Below are 20,504 nucleotides of genomic sequence, written 5' to 3' on the forward strand. Positions count from 1 at the left end.
TTATTTTTGCTTGGGATTATCGTCGTCAAACAAAATATCGTGACCTTGCCGGTCTAAATCTTCAAATTGATTTTTTTTGACTGCCCAAAAAAATAGCGCGAGGGCAACAACTATAATGACTATGGCGAGGGGAATTAGTACGTAAATAACATTCATTTTTTAAGTAACCTCATAGAGTTGCTCACAACGATTAATGAGCTAGCTGACATACCAATAACCGCCATCCAAGGGGTTAATATCCCAAAAACTGCAAGCGGTAATGCTAAAGCATTGTAGCCGATCGCCCAAATAAAATTTTGTTTTAAAATTCGATTTAAGCGTTGTGACATGTGTATGAGTTTTACCACACCGATCGGTTGAGAATTTAAAAGAATGACATCAGCTTTGTATTTAGATAATTCTGCGCCATCGTCCATGGCAATTGAAATGTCGGCAGTTGCCAATACAATTGAGTCGTTTACCCCGTCACCAACCATAGCGACCGAACCATATAGGTCTTGCAATTGCTGTAATTTGCACTGTTTTTCTTCAGGTGATAGGCCTTTATAAAAATCTATGTTTAGTTTTTTGGCGGCTTTATCGACTAAGCTAGAGTGGTCGCCAGAAAGAATGACATTTTTAGTATCCAATGTCTTCATACATTCGATACTGGTCGGTTTTAGTTGATCTTCTACTTCGATTGCTCCAATACAGCCTGTCTGATTAAAAATATAAATTTGCACATTTGGCCATTTTGTTTGCTCAGCTTGTTGGCTGTATCGGTTAAATAAAGATTTGCTGCCAATTAAATATTCTTCACCTTGAAATTTTACCTGCAACCCTTGATGTGCAAGTGTTGTTACTGAATCGAGCTGAATGTCATTGGTATTTATATCGCTAAACCCAGTTGCTAGTGGGTGATTCGAAGCTTTTTCTGCTGCTGCAACAATTTTTAACAGCAAGTTTTGTTTGATATCAGGGCGAACGTAAACTTTACAGCGTGAAAAACAGCCTGTGGTTAGCGTACCTGTTTTATCAAATGCTATTGCGGATAATTTATCTGCTTGTTCGAGGGCATGGCTTTCACGTACCAGTACGCCTTGGATTTTCAAAGCGTTGCTCGCAGCGGAAATTGCGGTAGGTAGCGCCAATGAGAGAGCGCAAGGGCAAGTCGCAACTAATACAGCTACGGCATACCATAGACCATTTTCGCCCAGCAGTTGCCATCCGACAAAGGTCGCTATTGATAAAAATAATACCGAGACAGTTGCCTGCTTGGCCATTCTATCAGCAAGGTTGGCCAGTGGACTTTTAGATTGATTAACGCGCTCTTGGTGTTTAGCAATTTGTGCTAGGCGAGTATTGAGGTAAACCGTTTCTACTTCGATAACGATAATTTGATTGTGTACCAAACTGCCGGCTAATATTAGATCACCTTGTTGTTTGCTTATTGGCAAGCTTTCACCAGTTAATTGGGCTTCCTCTACAGTACATGTGTTTGACAGTAACCTACCATCTGCAGGCACCTGTTCACCTGGTTTGACCTGAATAGTGTCACCTACAGCTAATTCGTTTGCATGTACGGTTTCTATACCGGCTGAGGTTTTTTTAAAGGCGACAAGAGGTAATAACTTGAGCAAGTTTGCCGACGTAATAGCCGCTTTAGTTTTGACTAAATGTTCGAGGTAACGACTGGTTAGTAGCAAGAAAACAAACATGGTGGCCGATTCAAAATATACCTCCCCGCTGTTGGTGAAAGTTGCATACGCACTGGCAATAAAAGTGCTGTATATTGCAAACACCACAGGCACATCCATATTTATAGATTTTTTACTAATTGCACGATAAGCCGAGGTTAGCAAAGGTAAACCACTGTAAAAAACTACGGGGGCCGACAGTAATAAGCTTATCCAGCGGAAGAAGTATTCAAATGACGCTTCTATCACGTCAAAATACAAGGCAAATGCAAGCATCATAACTTGCATGGTAAACAAGCCCGCTACAGCCAGTTGTTTCTGGTAACTTTTATTAATTTGTTGGTATTCAGTTTCTATTTGGCTGATTTTAAAAGGAGAGGGGGTGTAGCCAATTGCATGGATAGCATTAAATATTTCACTTAACTGGATGCTTGTATTATCCCACACAACTTCGGCACGAGCGTTGGTTAAGTTGACTCTGATTGAGCTAACACCAGCTTGCTTGCTTAAGTATTTTTCGATTAACCAAGCGCAAGCTGCACAGTGCATGCCTTGTATCGAGATGTCGGCAGAATATTGTTGGTTTTGGTTAATGCTGACAAATTCTTGTTGCACGCTGGCCGAGTCAAACGCGAGGTATCGATTGTCATCGCCGAGCGTCGATTGATCAATTGGTTTTTCTGCGGCGTTTTGGCGAAATTTATAATAATTATCAAAGCCGCCTTGTAAAATTACGTTGGCAACTGCTTGGCAGCCTGCGCAGCAGACTGCTTTTTCATGACCATTAACTGTGACGGTCAGCGTGCATTGTTCAGGTACTTGCTCTTGGCAATGATAACAACTTGTCATAGGTTAGTAGGGTGTAATCAAAACCTTGTCTTTGGAAGGCAGCGTGATAGTTTTTTGAACTTTCCACTTTTTATCGTGAGGTTCAATGGTTAACTGCCATTTACCTGCGGTTGATTTATCTAGTATGGCTGAATACTTGCCGTCAGCTCTTTGTGTTGCCATCACGCTTTGATCTTTTACCGATTGTGTTGCGTGATAAAATGAAACAATTAAACTTGCCGGACGCGGTGCTTTTCTATTTGCATTTAGATCTAACACTATACTGTCGTCGGTAATATCTGCAAATATCGCAATGCCGTATTCGCTAGCGAGTTTCTCTCGGTCAAACTCCTGATTTATCGCTTTACCCTTTTTGTAATAATCATCGACCACCATTTCAACTTTGTACTCTCGATATATGGATAGTCTTACCGCTGCCACTAATACGGGAATTAAGATGATCGCTATTAGCACCCATGGCCAAGGTTCTTTGTACCAGGGTCTTACATCTTCATTTGTCATAACTCGCACCTTTAGGACCTAGTAATCACAATAAAAAAAGCCTCGCAAACGCGAGGCTTTCCTCAATAAATGAATCTCGCTTGTTTATTGAGCTTAAATTTAATTAGTTTGATAAGCTATAAACATAAGCTGAGATTAGGTGTACTTTGTCTTCACCCAAAATATCTTTCCAAGCTGGCATTACACCTGCGCGACCATGGGTCAGCGTTTCAGTAATAGCGCGTTCAGAACCACCGTACAACCAGATGTCGTCTGTCAAGTTAGGCGCACCAAAAGGTAAGTTATGTGCAACACTACCTTTACCATCAGCCCCATGACATGCAGCACAAACACCAAATTTTGCTTCACCAGCTTTAGCCAAACCAGCATCTACTTCGCGACCACTTAAACTGATCACATAAGCTGTAACTTGTTTGATACCATCTTCACCTAATGAATCAATCCAACCTGGCATTGCTGCTTTACGGCCGTGTAAAATTGTTTCTTTAATCTTCTCTGGGCTGCCACCGTATAACCAATCATTGTCAGTTAAGTTTGGAAAGCCAACACCACCACGCGCATCTGAAGCGTGACACTGCGAGCAGTTTTGTAAATATAGGCGTTTACCAATCTCAAGTGCTTCTTCGTCTTTTACTAACGCATGAATGTCTTGAGATGCATACTTTTCAAAAATTGGACCAAAAGTTTCCTGTGCTTTTACCATTTCTTGATCATATTGCACTCGATAACCTTCAGCTTTAGCTTGCTCTACAGCAGCACGAGACTCTTCTAAGCTTGTAATGCCTTGGTTAGAGCTTTTCCAACCTAAAAAGCCTTGGTAGTTACCTAAGCCAGGGTAGGCTAGTAAATAATAAACTGCCCAAACTGCGGTTAACCAAAACATCTTGGTCCACCAGCCTGGTAATGGGTTATTTAGTTCTTCGATGCCGTCAAATTCATGGCCCATTGACTTGCCTTCTTCGACACCAGCGTAGTTTTTCATGTTCAGGTATAAACAAGTAAATACCAGAACCAAACATAGGATAGATAGAATCGCTACCCACAAACTCCAAAAGGTACTCATGATGAATCCTCTAATCTCTGTGAACTTGTTGTTCTTTTTTGCGGCTATTCTTTTTCTCTACATCAGAGTCATCTAAGATCGAATTAGCTGCATTATCAAAACGTTTTTTACTCTGCTTACTATAGGCCCACCAAATAATGCCAACGAATACAACTAGCACTATTATGGTGTATATGCCGCGATAAGTTCCGTAATCCATAACTATTTTAAAGCTGTGCCAAGCGTTTGCAGGTATGCAATTAATGCATCCATTTCTGTTTTACCTTGTACTGAAGCTTTTGCTTGCGCAATATCTTCGTCGGTATAAGGCACGCCATAATATTCTTTAAACACAGTTAATTTCTTCGCGATTAGTTCACCATCAAGTCTATTTTCTTCAAGCCAAGGGTAACCTGGCATAATTGACTCAGGAACAACGTCACGAGGATTAATCATATGAACTCTATGCCATTCATCAGAATAACGACCACCTACACGTGCTAAATCAGGACCTGTACGCTTAGAACCCCATAAGAATGGATGTTCCCACACAGACTCGCCAGCAACAGAGTAGTGACCATAACGTTCAGTTTCAGAGCGGAAAGGGCGGATCATTTGGCTATGACAACCAACACATCCTTCGCGAATATAAATGTCGCGACCTTCCATTTCTAATGCTGTATACGGTTTTAAACCTTTAACGGGTTCAGTTGTATCTTTCATGAACATTAAAGGGGTAATTTCTACTAAGGTACCAAAGCTAATTGCAATTACTGCAAAAATTGCCAGCAAACCAATATTTTTTTCTACTATTTCGTGTTTATTAGCCATGATAGTCTCCTAAGCATTCGCTACTGCTGGTTTAGTCGCTAAACCTTGGTCAGCTACTTTCTCTGACTTGATAGTGCGAACGACGTTGTACAACATAATGATCATACCAGACACAACGCATAAGCCACCTATCCAACGCATAATGTTGTATGGTTTTTTCTGTGCAACAATTTCAATAAAGCTATAGGTTAGTGTGCCATCTGCATTGACAGCACGCCACATCATGCCTTCCATAACACCCGTGATCCACATTGCAACAATGTATAAAACTACGCCGATAGTTGCTAACCAAAAATGCACGTTAATGAGTTTGATGCTGTACATTCTTTCACGACCAAATACTTTTGGAATTAGGTGGTACAAAGAACCAATTGAAACCATAGCAACCCAACCCAAAGCACCTGAGTGCACGTGACCTACAGTCCAGTCGGTATAATGTGATAAAGCATTAACAGATTTAATTGCCATCATCGGACCTTCAAATGTAGACATACCATAGAAAGACAATGAAACAATCATAAAGCGCAAGATAGGATCGGTACGTAATTTATGCCATGCGCCTGAAAGAGTCATAATACCGTTGATCATACCACCCCATGATGGAACAAACAGGACAACTGACATAACCATACCTAGCGACTGAGTCCAGTCTGGTAATGCTGTGTAATGAAGATGGTGAGGACCAGCCCAAATATATAGAGATACTAACGCCCAAAAGTGAACAACTGATAATCGATAAGAATAAACTGGACGTTCTGCTTGTTTAGGTACGAAGTAATACATCATGCCTAAGAAGCCAGCGGTCAAGAAGAAACCTACAGCGTTGTGGCCATACCACCACTGCATCATGGCATCGACGGCGCCAGAATATATTGAGTACGACTTTGTTAAACTAACTGGAATTGCCATGCTATTACCAATGTGTAGCACTGCAACTGTTAAGATAAAGCCACCATAGAACCAGTTTGCAACGTATATATGCGAAGTGGTGCGTTTTACAATAGTGCCAAAAAACACAATTGCGTACGCAATCCATACAATGGCAATCAAAATATCAATTGGCCATTCTAATTCAGCATACTCTTTTGAAGATGTGATACCTAAAGGTAAGGTTATCACTGCACTGACTATGATTGCTTGCCAACCCCAAAAAGTAAAGTTTGCAAGTTTGTCACTAAAAATACGTGTTTGGCAGGTACGCTGTACCACGTAGTAAGAGGTCGCGAATAACGCACAACCGCCAAACGCAAAAATTACCGCGTTGGTATGTAATGGGCGTAATCGAGAATATGTAAACCAAGGCGTGTCGAAGTTTAACTCGGGCCACACCAATTGAGCAGCTATTAGAACACCCGCGGACATTCCAATAAGCCCCCAAACGACTGCCATAAAGGCAAACTTTTTGACGATGTCAAAATTGTATATAGGAGTTGCAGAACTTGTTGCGCTCATTTTATATCTTCCAAAGTTCTCAGGCATTAATACTAAATTTGATTAAAATATAGATAATAGCCTTTTTTGCTTAAAAACCATCCAAGTTGAGTGGAAAAACAGCAAAAAGTTAGTTGTCTGACTAAAATCGCGGAAATTGTATGGTTTTTATAGCAAAAAATACAGTCGAGTTTGAAAAAAACATGATTTAGCTCAATAACAAGCGATATTGTTATATGATATTCACTCCTCAAAACAACGAAATATGGTTTATATGCAACAAAGTTGGCGATTAAAATTGCAATTAATTGCGAGCGTAGTGGCTTTGCTACTGTTGGTGGTGTTAGTTAAATACATCAATCAACAAGGTACAGATATCATTCAATTAAATGACCGGTGTAACTTGAGCATAAGTAATTGTGTTTTATCGTTATCAAATGGCGTAACCGTGACTATTGTTGCGAGTGAGCAAACTTTCGAACTTGAACAAAATAATCGCATCGCATTACGTTTTGGAAAATCATCTGATATTGATTTAGCTCCGCTAACCATGAGTGCGAGCTTGTCTGGGATGAATATGGATATGGGAACAATCCCGCTAGAAGTCAATCAATTTGATGATGAGTTTGTTGTCAACGTTATTCCAGTTATGTGTACAGAGCGCAATATGCAATGGAAGATCGATTTTATCGTCGATGATACAAGGACACAAGCAGCACAAACCTCTGTTTTTTCAGCGACTTTTAATACCAATTGGTAGCTTGTAGAAATACCTAGTTTCAGTTGGTTTAAATCAATAGGGTAAACGTTTTACTTTTTGCTTGTGTTATTAATTTGTAAAGCGTATGATGTGCCCAAGTTGGAAATATTCTATAGGCTGATATATTTGGCCTACAGGTCTTTTAGGTTAATTTATTTTAAGAGGGTAAACGTATGACCACTGAGTTTGATCCCACAGAACACCCACATCGCCGCTACAACCCAATGATAGGTGAGTGGATTTTAGTTTCTCCTCATAGAGCTAAACGTCCATGGCAAGGTCAGTCTGAAGTATTAGACGAAGAACAAAAACCAAGTTATGACGAAAGTTGTTATTTATGTGCGGGTAATAAGCGTATCACTGGTGAATTAAACCCTAAATATGAAAATACTTTCGTTTTTACAAATGACTTTGCTGCGTTGAAAACTGAGTCTCCAGAATTTACCAGTGATGATCCTCTGTTTAAGCAAGAAACGACTGTCGGTTGTAGCCGTGTTATCTGTTTCTCTCCTGATCACAGCAAAACTTTGCCTGAAATGGAAATATCAGCAATAGAAAAAGTGGTTGATACTTGGCAAGAGCAAACGGCTGAGCTAGGTCAAACTTATCAATGGGTCCAGGTGTTTGAAAATAAAGGCGCTATGATGGGCTGTTCTAACCCTCATCCACATGGTCAAATATGGGCTCATCAACACATCCCGACTTTACCGGCAAAAAAATGTGAACGTTTTACCCAGTATTTTGAACAACATGGTTCAAATATGTTAGCTGACTATGTAAAACGTGAACTCGAATTAAAAGAGCGCATTGTTTGTGAAAACTCTGATTGGGTTGTTGTTGTTCCTTATTGGGCTGGCTGGCCGTTTGAAACGCTATTGTTGCCAAAATTTAGTGTGTCGCGTATGACAGAATTGAATGAAGGTCAAAAGGCGACTTTGGCCGACATTATTAGTCAAATTACCATTCGTTACGACAATCTATTTAATTGTTCTTTCCCGTATTCTATGGGTTGGCACGGTGCACCATTTGATGGCGCTGATCAGCATCCAGAGTGGACTTTACATGCAACGTTTTTCCCACCATTGTTGCGTTCAGCAACTGTGAGAAAGTTCATGGTGGGTTATGAAATGATGGCAGAAGCACAACGTGACTTAACGCCAGAGCAAGCAGCCGATCGTTTGAGAAGCTTAAGCCCAGTACACTACAAAAATAAGTGAGTTAGACAATGAGTAGACAAGAATTAGTTACCGGATTATTCAAAGAAACTTTTCAAGCTGATCCTCAAGCTGTTATTCATGCCCCCGGTCGCGTTAATTTGATTGGTGAGCACACTGACTATAATGGTGGTTTTGTGTTACCTGCTGCGATCAACTTTGGTACTGACATCGCTTGCAGTTTGCGTGAGGATCGCGAAGTACATATTCTAGCTGCGGACTTAGAAAAAGAAGTTATCAGCTTTAGTTTAGATGATATTAAGCACGACGAAGCACACAGTTGGAGCAATTATGTTCGCGGTGTGTTGTTGTCATTAATGAAAGTTTACCCAAATATTAAAGGGGCGACCTTAGTTGTATCAGGTAATGTTCCTCAAGGCGCGGGTTTAAGCTCCTCTGCTTCTTTTGAAATTGCTATTTTAAAAGCGTTTAGTCAACTGAATGACTTAGATTTAGATGGGATTAAAGCTGCGTTAATGGGCCAAGAAGCTGAAAACGAGTTTGTTGGCTGTTCGTGCGGCATTATGGACCAATTGATTTCTGCTATGGGCAAAAAAGATCAAGCGATGTTGCTTGACTGTGAGTCATTAGAAATTCAATACACAAATGTCCCAACGTCATTAGACCTGGTGATTATTAATTCAAATGTTAAGCGCGGCTTAGTCGATAGCGAATATAATACTCGCAGACAGCAATGCGAGAATGCTGCAAAAATAATGCAAGTTGATACGCTTCGTGGTGCAGACTTAGCTAAATTAGCCGAGTTTAAACCTCAATTATCAGAACTTGAATATAAGCGTGCGCATCATGTCATCACCGAAAACCAGCGGACACTTGATATGTTGGATGCATTGAACGCGGGCGAATTCGCAAAGGTAAGTGAATTGATGAAAGGCTCCCATGCATCTATGCGTGATGATTTTGAAATCACAACTAGCCAAATTGACTACCTAGTAGAAATTGTCGACCAAGTAATTGGTAGTCAAGGTGGTGTAAGAATGACTGGTGGTGGTTTCGGTGGTTGTGTTGTTGCTTTGGTTCCAAAAGCACTAACAGATGCTGTAAAAGCAACTATCAACGAAAATTACTTTAATAAAACTGGCCTTCAAGCTGACATATTCATATGTTCTGCTGAGCAAGGTGCTTTTGCTTAATCACAAATATCATCGTTTTGACATACTTAGACGCAAAAGTATCAAACCATATGGAGAGAAGCTTAGCTTCTCTCTTTTTGTTTGTGCTTTTTACTGATGGCCAGCGATTGCGACTGATTCACGTTTAACTATGGTCGGGGTGTATTTGTAGGTTTCATCCGTTTGGTCAGTTTGTTTGTTGGATGCTAAAGATAAGGCAAGTTCTGCTGCTTTTATACCCATCATTTCAATTGGATACTTGAGCGTCGTTAATTTTGGTCGGCAGTAACGCGCTAGAATAACGTCATCAAAGCCAATAACAGATACCTGATTCGGCACAGAAATACCATGGTCTAACAACATTGACATAGCACCAGCAGCCATTGCATCGTTATAGGCGACTACCGCAGTAAATTCAGCGCCTTTGGTTAATAAGTTTTGCATGGCTTGTTCACCACCTTCTTGGTCAGGTGTCGCCAACTCTATTGCATTGCGATCGATTGTGATCCCCGCTGCAGCTAACTCATCTTCGACCCCTTTAGTTCTAAGCACTGGATCATCAATTTGATATTGGCTGCTAATGATGGCAATTTTTTTATGGCCCAATGCGAGTAAGTGTTTGGCAATAGTACAGCCGCCCGCATAGTTATCTAACCAAACACAGCGATTAGCGATTTGTTCTATGTAGCGATTTATTAAGATAAAGCCGGGGATTTCTTTAGCATATTCAATCAACGCATCATCGCTAAGTGCTTTACTGTGCACCACCATAGCTTCACATCTATGCTCCATAAGTGTGTCGATTGCTTTCATTTCGGTTTTAGATTGAATGGAACCAGAGCTGAGCAGTACTTGAATGTCTTTTTTTCTTGCTACGCTTTCAATACCATGGGCTAGGGTTGCAAAAAAAGGATCAGATAACTCTGCAAGCACAACCCCTAAAGATGGGTTGCGTTGTGTGACTAAAGCTCTTGCATTTGCATTGGGCCGATAACCCATTTCTTTCATGATTTCTTTAATTCGCGCGCGCGTTGCATCACCGACTTTAGGACCATTGTTGATTACCCGAGAAACAGTCGCGAGTGAAACACCTGCTGCATTAGCAATATCTTTAATTGTTGCCATATTTTTGTTGGTACAACGTTTTCATTTTTGTTAGCACGAATATTACTAAAATATGTCATTTGGATACAGTGTTAATTGTGGCAATCTTGTCGCCTTGTTCTATGCTGATAGAAAAGGAGGTTTAACATGATCAACTTACCCAATATTATTGATGTTGAAGCTTCAGGTTTCGGTCGAGGTAGTTATCCAATTGAGGTGGGTGTAGTTCTATCGTCTGGACGACGTTTTTGTTCGTTAATTGAGCCTGATGAGAGTTGGACGCATTGGCAACGCTCGGCTGAAGATGCGCACAAAATATCGCTACAAGAAGTATATTTGTTTGGTAGCAGTATTTGCTCAGTTGCTGATAATCTGAATTGTATTTTGCGTGATCAGACCGTTTATTCAGACGCTTGGGGTAATGATTCAAGTTGGATAGCCAAATTATTTGAGTTTGCAGGCAAGGTACAAGCATTTAAAATTGAAAGCATTGTCAGTATTTTAACCGAGCAACAAATGGAAATTTGGCACGATACCAAAGAGGCTTTAGCGGCTAAGTCATCACAACCTCGCCACAGAGCAAGCAACGACGCTGTGTTGATTCAAAATACCTATTATCAAACATGTGCCAAGTTAGGTTTGTCAAAAACAATACACGTTGCTTAAGATTAAACTAACGCGCTGCGTGCTGCTAATTGACCTTCAACTTTGCTTTGGTCAAAACCATATCTGAGCATGGTTTCTTCGGTAATATCTATGATATCGCCCACCGCTGTTACTGACCAAAGGTCTTCTTCCAATTGTTTCGCTTTATGAATTGCATATTGGCTGACATAAGCTAACTCATGTGAAATGTAGTCTGTATCTGGACGGCCTGTGCGAGATAAATAAACACGCAGTGCGAAAAATAATACATTGTTTTGGCTGGCTTTTTGAATGAAGATTTTACGTGCCGAGTTACTGCGCATTTCGGCAGCAAGAATTGTTTCAAATCGACTGGTTACATTGGTTTCTTGCGTTCTTACTCGAATAAATAAATCCTGATAAGCAGGCAAAGAATCCCTTTGCAGTCTTCTTAACATGTTAACAATAAAGCTATTTAAGTAGTTATTGCGCAGTAGTGGGTATAAGTTAAAGCCTGATTCATTGTCACTGGTAAAGAGCTTTAAGCTTGCTGTTTGCGCATTACTGTAGCCGATATTTTTTAGTTCATGGCGAATGCCGCGTTTGTGAATAAAGAAACCAATGTTATTTTGTGCCCGAACGTACAAGTTACGTAAGGCTTCAGCTAATCCTGGGATGACGTTACCCATAAACGCAGGTTTGAGCTTTTCTTTATTTTTATCAATCAGCTGTTCAAAAAATTGTTTAGCAACATGATTTTGTCCACGCTCTTCGAATACTCGAAGATGAATTATAGTTTTTGCTTTGTTAAAACCCATAACTTCGTAAGCTAAACCCTTTAGCTTAAACTTACTTGAAATTTGTTGTAAATCAGGCAATTCAATCTTTAACTTTTCATATTTTTCAACATTCATGGATTCAGGGCATTCGATTTGCATCCCGTTGATCGAAAAGTCCTTGCTAATGGCTATTTTGTCGACATATTCGGTAGAGACTATTACAGTGGTTTTGTATATATAGCGAGTTTGTGATCGCAGATTAACGTACTTAAATGCTACATCTTCAATTGGTAGCACGGGGTCAGTTTTTGAATGGCCATAAACCTTTAACTGGTTAACTTCTGAAAGCTCAAAGTTGTTGTTTTGTTGGTAGAGCGCTTTTGCATCGTCATCGGCCAATTGGGTTAAGGTCACTACATATTTTAATTTTGCGATGTGGCTCAATACCCGTGGCGAAGGTCGGTTTTTATCCTTTATTGCTTTGTGTTCTTTTGTCGGTGGCAGCGTGGTAGGTAAATAAGCGCCATCAATATTAAGTTCATTCAATTGTGCTTTATAAACCATCCAGTTCTTTTTGCTGCTGCCGAAAGCTAAAAATATGCGTTGCAAGTTTTTATCTTGCGCTAGCTCGTCACAGGTTGCTGAATAAAAGTAGGTTCGGCCTTTTGCGATATGGGTAAAGCCATATATTGTGGTTTCTTTAGTTACCGATGTTTTGTTGGCTAATTCACTTATTCGCTTGTGTGTTAATAATTGACTGAGACAATTTTGATTGTTCTCATCGAGCCAATGGCGAGAAACATGTTTGTTATGATCATTGCTTAACATCATCACTGGGTACAATGCACCGTTTTCATGTTTGGCAATATATACTGGCAGCGACACGACTCGGGGCAAGTAATATTGCTCGTAGCCTTTAATGAGTACTGCGTCTACTGTATTGTCTAAGTTGAGTTTGTAGCGCCTTTTGTTGCCATTGATGAAGTTGGCTAAAAATTCATCAAAAGAATGCGTGTCAACATCGTATGTTCTTACGCATCTAGGATAAATATAGCCCTGTTTCTTCTCGACCGAGATGACTTTGTATTGAATTTTATCTTTTAAACCAAGCGCAAATTCTTTTTCTAAACTTAAAAAACGAACATAAATTAACTGACCAGGTACGATAGGATATTTTTGTTGTAATTTGAGTCGACAGCCACTTACAGATATGTCTGTGGTAACCGCTTTGAACAAATCCGTTACGCTGGCTTCAATTTCAATTTGCATTGTGTAGTTCATGCGTTCTTCTTCGCGCAATTGTCTTGCGCCAAACTGCAGGCCTACTGCTGGGTAATTTGCAACCGTTCCGCCAGAATCTGCGGTACTATCGGCTCGAACATCTTCAGTCTGAATGCCGCTGTTGCGGCTTTGTTTTTGTTGGCGGCTGCGGTTAATTATCTCTTCATATACACCATTGCAATACCAGCCAAACTTATCAATGCCTTTTTCAAATCTTTCAATATTGGTGTCATCTAGGTAGTGGATTACACCTTGATGATCATATTCTGTGCATTCTTCATCAACAATTCCACGCAAATCAATACGTCGAGCACAAGGGGTTGCCAAGCGCTTTAATTCCATTTTAATTAAAAAGCGTTTGGGTTTAGGGATATCTGAAGTCACTGAGTTTAAAACCTGATCGAAATCAGGTGATTTTACGCTAGGTTTTAGTTTTTCTATTAGTGACGCATATTCAGCAAGTGTTGGATCGACTTTAGTCATGCTTATTGTTTGGCCCAAATTTTAGCAGATTAATATAGTGCACGGTTTGTTATCGCCTTATTTCCATTAAAGTTTATACCTAAATGGTTGGAAAATGTAGGAATCAATCAATTTTATCTAAATCAACTTTAAGCTAAACTTAAGCCAAATTTCGATAATAAGATTATTTATGGCTAAATCAAAAACTGCTTGGGTATGTAATGAATGTGGCGCAGACTTTACTCGATGGATGGGGCAGTGTAGTGAATGTAAATCATGGAACACCATTACCGAATACAAAGTTGCCAAACAACCCGCTGCTAGTGCCAAGTATGCTGGCTATGCTGGGCAGGTTACAGCAAAAATAGAAACTTTAGAGTCAATTGAACTGACAGAGCTACCGCGCATCTCTAGTGGCTTGCAGGAGTTTGATCGTGTGCTGGGAGGCGGAATTGTTCCAGGCTCTGCCGTGTTGATTGGCGGCTCGCCTGGTGCGGGTAAAAGTACCTTATTATTACAAACCATGTGTCATTTAGCTCAGAATATGTCGGTGCTATACATTACCGGTGAGGAATCGTTGCAGCAAGTTGCGATGAGGGCCGATAGACTCAAGCTGCCTAAAGATAAACTTAAATTATTGTCTGAAACTAATGTTGAAAATATTTGTTTATTGGCAGGGGAGAGCAAACCGGCGATTATGGTCATCGACTCTATACAAGTTATGCATATGAGTGACATTCAGTCTGCCCCGGGTAGTGTTTCGCAAGTTAGAGAAACCGCTGCATTTTTAACACGTTATGCCAAACAAAATAATGTCGCAATATTTATGGTTGGGCATGTCACTAAAGATGGCTCGTTAGCGGGTCCAAAAGTATTAGAGCACTGTATTGATTGTTCCATTTTGTTAGACGGTTCAACTGATAGTCGCTATCGCACACTCAGAAGCCACAAAAATCGTTTTGGTGCAGTGAACGAGTTAGGTGTTTTTGCAATGACAGAGTTAGGCATGAAGGAGGTTAAAAACCCATCCGCAATATTTTTATCTCGAGCGGATGTGCCAGCTTCCGGTTCGTTGGTTATGGTGATATGGGAAGGTACTCGGCCGCTGATGGTCGAAATTCAAGCGCTGGCGGACCATTCGATGTTAGGAAATCCAAGACGGGTGACTGTCGGCTTAGAGCAAAATCGATTAGCACTGTTGTTGGCTGTATTGCACAGACACGGTGGATTGGCCTTGGGTGACCAAGATGTATTTGTGAACATTGTTGGTGGGGTTAAAGTGAGTGAGACGGCCGCGGATCTTGCTTTGCTGGTTGCTTTGGTTTCAAGCTTCAAAAATCAAGTTTTACCGCAAGACTTAGTCGTATTTGGCGAGGTTGGCCTTTCTGGCGAAATTAGACCCGTTCAAAATGGTATTGAACGTCTTAAAGAAGCGGCTAAACATGGTTTTAAACGCGCTATTGTCCCTAAGCAGAATGCGCCTAAGCAGCAAATTGGCGATATGCAAGTTATTGGTGTAAGCCAATTGTCGCAGGCGCTAGAGGTAATTTAACCTATTCGTTCGCGACACTTAAGTCGATTTTTTCATTGTATTCATTCAAGTGGAAAGAAACGTGAATGGCATTGCAGCATGCTGGGCAGTCTTCGTAATAATCTTGGTCACCATTAGAATCGTCGAGCATCAGGTGAATATGGTGACCACAATGGGGACATTCAGTTGCTTTGTCGATTAAATAACTTGTCATAGCGTCTCTCCTTTTGTCTGAATCCTGTTTAAATTTAGGACAAAAAAATTGGAGTTTAAACCCAAAACGCTGAGATTTTTTCTGGCAAGGTTAAGCAAGTGTATTTAATAATTTACATACGCGCAATTTGCATCAGGTAATCTTTACTTTGTTCGATATAACTGCCTGAAAATAAGTTCGCATGATTTAAGATATGATAAAAGTTGTAGATGTGTTTGCGATGAGCGTAACCAGAATCGAGTTTTTGCACCGATTGATAACCTTGGTAGAATTCTTGTGGGAAACAGCCAAATAACTCGCTCATGGCTATATCAACTTCAGGATCACCATAATAACTTGCAGGGTCAAAAATCACCGGGACATTTGCAAACGCAATGTTGCCTTGCCACAAATCACCATGTAACAAACTTGCAGGTGGTTTTCTTGGCTTTAAAAGGGTATGCACAGTAGCGACAATCTCGTCGATATCACCAATCGAAATGCCTTTTTCAAGCAATAACTCTAGCTGAAAGCCAATTCTTTGTTCAGCAAAAAAAGTTGACCAATTGTTATGCCAACGGTTGTTTTGCAAAGTACTACCAATAAAATTATTACTGTCGAAGCCAAACTGTGCTTGGATGTCGTGTTGGTGCATTTTGGCGAGCTGGACACCTGCTAGGTACCATTGTTCCATTTTAGCCGGCTTAAATTCAAGATAGTCTAAGATGAGATAGCTATACAGTTGGCTGGTATTGACCTGCTGCACTTTGGGGGTGTGAATACACTGGGTTTTAGCAATTTTATTTAGCGCCAGCATTTCACAGGCAAAGTTTTCATAAAAGCTATGTTTGTTTACTTTGACAAAAAAATCACCTGCGCTGGTATTAATCTTAAATGCTTGGCTGATATCGCCACCGCTAACACTCTGTTTGCCAGTTATTTTTACCTCTGTATTGAGCGCTTTTGTTAAATCCAGTTCGACTTGATGCCACATAAGCTATGCCAATATATAAAGTGTTTAGTGCAATTATAGTTCAGCATGGCCTGTTAGCTAGCTAAATTCGCTTTAATTTGTTGAAACACTTGTGATAGGCCGTTTGTCCGAGATTCGCTCAAATGGTTTGCCAACTTGTATTTGCTTAAGCAGTCAGACAAATTAAACTGGTCAATACCAATTTGATTAAGTTCGTAAAGTATAATCACTAACAAGCCGCGGACAATTTTTGAGTCGCTGGTTGCCCGTATATTGGCAATAAGATGTGGCGGTTTTACCGTTAGCCACACAGAGCTTTCGCAACCAGCTACAAGGTTGTGGTCTTGTTTGTCTTGTTCATCAAACGGTAGGTTGTCCGTTGTACCTAACTTCATAAGAAGGCGATAACGATTTTCCCAAGACGTAGCTTGGGCGACGGCGTGTAATTGAGATGCTTGCAAAATTAAACCTAGTCTAAAAAAGTTTCGAGTTTTTGAATAGATTGAACAAAATAGTCAATTTCTTCAACTGTATTATAGGGAGCGATACTCACCCTTAAAGTACCTTGGTTAGCTAACTTAGTGACAAATGGCATAGCACAATGAAACCCCGTTCGAATTGCAATTTTCATTTGACTCAGCAGCTCCGCCGCATCAGCTGTATGTAGGCCACTTATGACAAAAGAGGTTGCTGATACTTGGTCACCATTGAGCAATTGCACAAATGGAATAGTTTGCAGCTGTGCTTTTAAATAACACATAAGCTGGTGTTGATATTGATGTAACGCGGCCGTGTCAACCGAGCTTAAAAAGTTGAGTGTTGCAGAAAAAGCATGAACCGCTGCAATATTTGGTGTGCCAGCTTCCAAATAAAAGGGGAGCTGGTTGTATTCAATATTTGAGTAATCAACTTTTCGAACCATCTCGCCACCGTATAATGGCGCTGACAGCAATGTTAGACTATTCAATTGCCCTAACAAAACGCCAAGGCCAGTTCCTGAGTACATTTTATGTGCTGAAAAAAAATAAAAGTCGGCATTCAACTCAGCCATGTCTACGGTTAAATGATTGACAGCTTGCGAACCATCGACAACCACTTTGATATGTTGAAATTGCTTGCTAATCTTTATCGCCTGCTCAATCGGCTGAATGACACCTGTGGCATTAGATACATGGCTTATTGCGATGACTTTAGTTTTTGCACTGATTAAGTTTTGTAAAGCAACTAGATCAATTTGTAAGTTTTCATTGTATGGAATAAAAACTAACTTAAGTTTGTACTGCTTCGCCATTTCCACCCAAGTAACATGATGAGCGTGATGCTCTGCTTCGCTCAATAGCACTTCATCGCCTTCGTCGAGGTAGTTTTGACATAAACCTTTGGCAATAATGTTTGCAGCCTCTGTTGCGCCTTTTGTCCAGATAACCTGTTTTTTATCTGCTAGGCCAAAGTGCTGTGCTACTTGCATTCTACATTGTTCAAATTTGTTGGTGTTGTGGGTTGCGCTTGTGTGATTCGAGCGGTGAACGGTTGCATGTTCAAATTGATAGTAGTGATTTATCGCATTTAAAGCTGGTTGGCAAATATGTGTTGTTGCAGCATTGTCCAAATAACAAACATCACTATTGTTGAAATAGGGAAAATTGCGACGAAAATCTAAGGCAAGTTGAGAAGTTTGCATATATTTGTGACTACATCCAGCTATGATTGCGAATAAGTTTGTCGGTTAACTCCGACGCACTAAGTGGCTTAGAATACCAAAAACCTTGGGCATAGTGGCAATAATGTTCTTTTAAAAAGCCAATTTGCATCTTATTTTCAACACCTTCAGCTACGACTTTTAAATTCATATTTTCTGCTAAATCTAACATGGCTCTGACGATAGAAACATCGTTATCATTGATTGGGATGTCTTTAATAAAAGAACGGTCTATTTTTAGGGTGTCGACTGGAAAGTTGCGTAAATACGCCAGTGATGAATAACCAATCCCAAAATCGTCAATCGATAATGAAATGCCTTGTTCAACTAACGAGCGCATAAAGGTTTCGTTTTGTTCGATGTTTTCGATAAAAACTTCTTCGGTCAATTCTATCTCTATATGTTGCGGGCGGAGTTTATGGGCTTTGTAGCTATTGACAATTGTTTGAAACAAACGCTTTTGTTTTAACTGTTTGCCTGAAACATTAATTGCTACGTGTAACTGAATAAAACCAAGTTGATGCCATATGCCGAGTTGTCGACACGCTTCTTCTATAACCCATTCACCTATGGGGATAATTAAACCAGATTCTTCTGCTAACGGAATAAACTCTTGCGGTGGGATCCACCGCTCGGTTTCTTCATCGTACCAACGAATGAGTGCTTCAACACCTGTTATTCTGTCGGTGGTTAAATCAATTTTAGGTTGGTAGTGGAGCTCAAAAGCTTGTGCTTCATATGCGGCATTAAGTTTTTTTAATAAGTTAACTTTTTTAATAATGGCCGTTTCTAGTGAATCGTCAAAAATCTGGATACTATTCTTACCATGTGATTTTGCTTTATTTAGTGCAGAATCCGCTTTACGAATTAGGTCATCAGCTGTGGCTGTGTTTACATTAGCAATTACATACCCGATAGAAGCAGAAGTGTAAAACTCGTATTGTTCCAGCACGAACTTGGTATCAACAGATTTAAGAATTTTCTGCGTCAGTCTATTGATTACACTGACAGCAGCAACGTCGTCGACAAACACTGCGTATTCATCACCACCTAGTCGGGCTAAAAAATGTTGTTTGTCTATAACTTTTTTTAATCGTGCAGCGACTTTTACGAGCAGTTGGTCACCAATATTATGACCAACTGCATCATTTACTTGTTGAAATGAATCAAGATCGATCAAGATCAAAGCAACATCTCGGTTGTGGTAGCTGGTTAGCCTTTCATTAATGTGTCTGTATATTGCGTTTCTATTGCTCAAGCCTGTTAAAGTGTCGTAGCAGGCCATCGCGACCATTTCTTCTTCGACTCTTTGTCGTTCATTAATTTCTACATTGAGTTTTCGGTTAGAAGCAACTAAGTTTGTGTTGAGTACTTTAGTTGAGTAAAAAAGTTGCACCAATATTGACAACAAACAACTGATTATAAAACCAACGATCAATACGTAGGTTGAGATTGGATCATGCTGTTTAGCAATTCTTTGTTGTGAAGGCCATAGCGTAATTTTCCAGTTTTCTTGCATCAATTGAAATTGAACTGTACTAGCATATGGCCTTGGGGGGTTATTTGAATCAATGCCTCGAGCTTCGTCACTGGTATAGATTAGCTCATCGTTTAAACTAATTGCTAGTTTAAATCCATTTTGTTGCACTGATGCGGTTGCAGACGACAAAAAACTATGTTGTTTTACCACACCAATGATAAAACCTTGTAGCTGCTCATTTTTGCCGATGGGTACATAAAATAAAATCCCACGAATGCCCTGAACTAACTTCCAGTTTGCGACCGCTACCCATTCGCCACTTCGTTTTGCTTGCTCTATTCGTTGGCTAATGTGCGGAATGGTGGTTAAATCTAAATTATAAGCGCTTTGATTGCCAATCAATGGTTCGATCCAACGAATAACTGCGTTTTGATCTGCCCATTCAATTGCTTGAACATAGTCTAGGTTGTCAACAATGTATTTTGCTTGTTGGTGCCACAGGTATGGTTCCGGTTTACCATAACTGTCCCATTGTTTCGCGAGCCAATTAAATAGAAAAATCTGTTTATCAATTTCTTTATTTATTTGTTGAACTGTTTTGCTGATCTCTTGTTGGCTTTGTTCTATGAGTGCATTTTCGGATTTGTTTAGAAGTAGCCACACAGTTGTGCCGCAAAATATCATACTGATTATCAAGGTTATCAAAGCGGCGCGGTATTTTCGAAGCGATCCCATAAACAATAAATACTTGGATTAGTTAGTCAACCAGGAAAATTATAGCGGAAAAGTAGCTATATTTAATTGAAATTTAAAAATAAAAAAGCCCAGAGACGATATTATTCATTTCTGGGCAAACAAGAGCACATTTTTCACTAGCAATTGTTCAGACTGGCAATTTTTAAAATTGTTCCAATAAAGTAAAAAAATATTTAAAAAACATT

Annotated in this window: 19 protein-coding genes; 5 read left to right on the top strand and 14 right to left on the bottom strand. The window is 40.0% G+C overall.

What is annotated here, in order from left to right; all coding sequences use genetic code 11:
• The 7 genes from ccoS to ccoN form a co-directional block, all read right to left on the bottom strand.
• On the bottom strand, nucleotides 1-156 hold the full coding sequence (ccoS, locus tag DS2_RS01105) for a cbb3-type cytochrome oxidase assembly protein CcoS (RefSeq protein ID WP_035012737.1): 156 nt from the start codon (nucleotides 154-156) through the stop codon (nucleotides 1-3).
• Nucleotides 153-2,525 (bottom strand): heavy metal translocating P-type ATPase, encoded by a 2,373-nt coding sequence (locus tag DS2_RS01110; RefSeq protein ID WP_035012738.1) that lies wholly within the window; start codon nucleotides 2,523-2,525, stop codon nucleotides 153-155. The genes ccoS and DS2_RS01110 overlap by 4 nt, the downstream gene beginning before the upstream one ends.
• A gap of 3 nt (nucleotides 2,526-2,528) precedes the next feature.
• Nucleotides 2,529-3,026 carry a FixH family protein gene (locus DS2_RS01115; RefSeq protein WP_035012739.1) on the bottom strand — a complete coding sequence of 166 codons (498 nt, stop codon included), beginning with the start codon at nucleotides 3,024-3,026 and terminating at the stop codon, nucleotides 2,529-2,531.
• Nucleotides 3,027-3,129: 103 nt separating this feature from the next.
• Nucleotides 3,130-4,089, bottom strand: a complete 960-nt coding sequence (gene ccoP, locus DS2_RS01120) for a cytochrome-c oxidase, cbb3-type subunit III (RefSeq protein WP_035012740.1) — start codon at nucleotides 4,087-4,089, stop codon at nucleotides 3,130-3,132.
• 10 nt (nucleotides 4,090-4,099) lie between these two features.
• Complete coding sequence (locus tag DS2_RS01125; protein WP_035012741.1) at nucleotides 4,100-4,288, bottom strand: cbb3-type cytochrome oxidase subunit 3; 189 nt, start codon at nucleotides 4,286-4,288, stop codon at nucleotides 4,100-4,102.
• 2 nt (nucleotides 4,289-4,290) lie between these two features.
• On the bottom strand, nucleotides 4,291-4,899 hold the full coding sequence (gene ccoO, locus DS2_RS01130; protein WP_035012742.1) for a cytochrome-c oxidase, cbb3-type subunit II: 609 nt from the start codon (nucleotides 4,897-4,899) through the stop codon (nucleotides 4,291-4,293).
• 9 nt (nucleotides 4,900-4,908) lie between these two features.
• The gene (gene ccoN / locus DS2_RS01135; RefSeq protein ID WP_035012743.1) at nucleotides 4,909-6,351 is read right to left on the bottom strand and encodes a cytochrome-c oxidase, cbb3-type subunit I; all 1,443 of its coding nucleotides are present in this window, start codon (nucleotides 6,349-6,351) and stop codon (nucleotides 4,909-4,911) included.
• Between the two features lie 253 nt (nucleotides 6,352-6,604).
• Between ccoN and DS2_RS01140 the strand changes: the two genes are divergently transcribed.
• The 3 genes from DS2_RS01140 to galK all read left to right on the top strand — a co-directional run bounded on the left by DS2_RS01140 (nucleotide 6,605) and on the right by galK (nucleotide 9,458).
• Entirely contained in the window at nucleotides 6,605-7,090 is a 486-nt protein-coding gene (locus DS2_RS01140) for a hypothetical protein (protein ID WP_035012744.1), read from the top strand.
• Nucleotides 7,091-7,263: 173 nt separating this feature from the next.
• Nucleotides 7,264-8,307, top strand: a complete 1,044-nt coding sequence (locus tag DS2_RS01145) for a UDP-glucose--hexose-1-phosphate uridylyltransferase (RefSeq protein WP_035012745.1) — start codon at nucleotides 7,264-7,266, stop codon at nucleotides 8,305-8,307.
• An 8-nt stretch (nucleotides 8,308-8,315) separates the two neighbouring features.
• Entirely contained in the window at nucleotides 8,316-9,458 is a 1,143-nt protein-coding gene (gene galK, locus DS2_RS01150) for a galactokinase (RefSeq protein ID WP_035012746.1), read from the top strand.
• Nucleotides 9,459-9,548: 90 nt separating this feature from the next.
• Here the strand turns inward: galK and DS2_RS01155 are convergent, their stop codons facing one another.
• A complete protein-coding gene (locus DS2_RS01155) occupies nucleotides 9,549-10,562 on the bottom strand; it encodes a LacI family DNA-binding transcriptional regulator (RefSeq protein ID WP_035012747.1) in 1,014 nt (337 codons plus the stop codon).
• Between the two features lie 126 nt (nucleotides 10,563-10,688).
• Here DS2_RS01155 and DS2_RS01160 point away from each other — a divergent pair, with 126 nt between their 5' ends.
• Nucleotides 10,689-11,207 carry a hypothetical protein gene (locus tag DS2_RS01160; RefSeq protein WP_035012748.1) on the top strand — a complete coding sequence of 173 codons (519 nt, stop codon included), beginning with the start codon at nucleotides 10,689-10,691 and terminating at the stop codon, nucleotides 11,205-11,207.
• 2 nt (nucleotides 11,208-11,209) lie between these two features.
• Here the strand turns inward: DS2_RS01160 and DS2_RS01165 are convergent, their stop codons facing one another.
• Nucleotides 11,210-13,708, bottom strand: coding sequence for a PilZ domain-containing protein (locus DS2_RS01165; RefSeq protein WP_152537516.1), 2,499 nt, complete (start codon nucleotides 13,706-13,708; stop codon nucleotides 11,210-11,212).
• Nucleotides 13,709-13,877: 169 nt separating this feature from the next.
• On the opposite strand from DS2_RS01165, the gene radA reads away from it, so the two are divergent.
• Nucleotides 13,878-15,239 carry a DNA repair protein RadA gene (radA, locus tag DS2_RS01170; RefSeq protein WP_035012749.1) on the top strand — a complete coding sequence of 454 codons (1,362 nt, stop codon included), beginning with the start codon at nucleotides 13,878-13,880 and terminating at the stop codon, nucleotides 15,237-15,239.
• Between the two features lies 1 nt (nucleotide 15,240).
• Here the strand turns inward: radA and DS2_RS01175 are convergent, their stop codons facing one another.
• From DS2_RS01175 to DS2_RS01195, 5 genes are all read right to left on the bottom strand, one after another.
• Nucleotides 15,241-15,432, bottom strand: a complete 192-nt coding sequence (locus DS2_RS01175) for a CPXCG motif-containing cysteine-rich protein (protein ID WP_035012750.1) — start codon at nucleotides 15,430-15,432, stop codon at nucleotides 15,241-15,243.
• Nucleotides 15,433-15,544: 112 nt separating this feature from the next.
• Nucleotides 15,545-16,405 (bottom strand): fructosamine kinase family protein, encoded by an 861-nt coding sequence (locus DS2_RS01180; RefSeq protein WP_035012751.1) that lies wholly within the window; start codon nucleotides 16,403-16,405, stop codon nucleotides 15,545-15,547.
• Nucleotides 16,406-16,458: 53 nt separating this feature from the next.
• Entirely contained in the window at nucleotides 16,459-16,845 is a 387-nt protein-coding gene (locus DS2_RS01185; RefSeq protein ID WP_051479501.1) for a SufE family protein, read from the bottom strand.
• Nucleotides 16,846-16,853: 8 nt separating this feature from the next.
• Complete coding sequence (locus DS2_RS01190; RefSeq protein ID WP_035012752.1) at nucleotides 16,854-18,065, bottom strand: aminotransferase class V-fold PLP-dependent enzyme; 1,212 nt, start codon at nucleotides 18,063-18,065, stop codon at nucleotides 16,854-16,856.
• Nucleotides 18,066-18,075: 10 nt separating this feature from the next.
• On the bottom strand, nucleotides 18,076-20,226 hold the full coding sequence (locus DS2_RS01195) for an EAL domain-containing protein (protein WP_160168527.1): 2,151 nt from the start codon (nucleotides 20,224-20,226) through the stop codon (nucleotides 18,076-18,078).
• Nucleotides 20,227-20,504: the final 278 nt, after the last annotated feature.

The sequence above is a fragment of the Catenovulum agarivorans DS-2 genome, assembly GCF_000568405.1.
Classification (GTDB): Bacteria; Pseudomonadota; Gammaproteobacteria; order Enterobacterales; family Alteromonadaceae; genus Catenovulum; species Catenovulum agarivorans_A.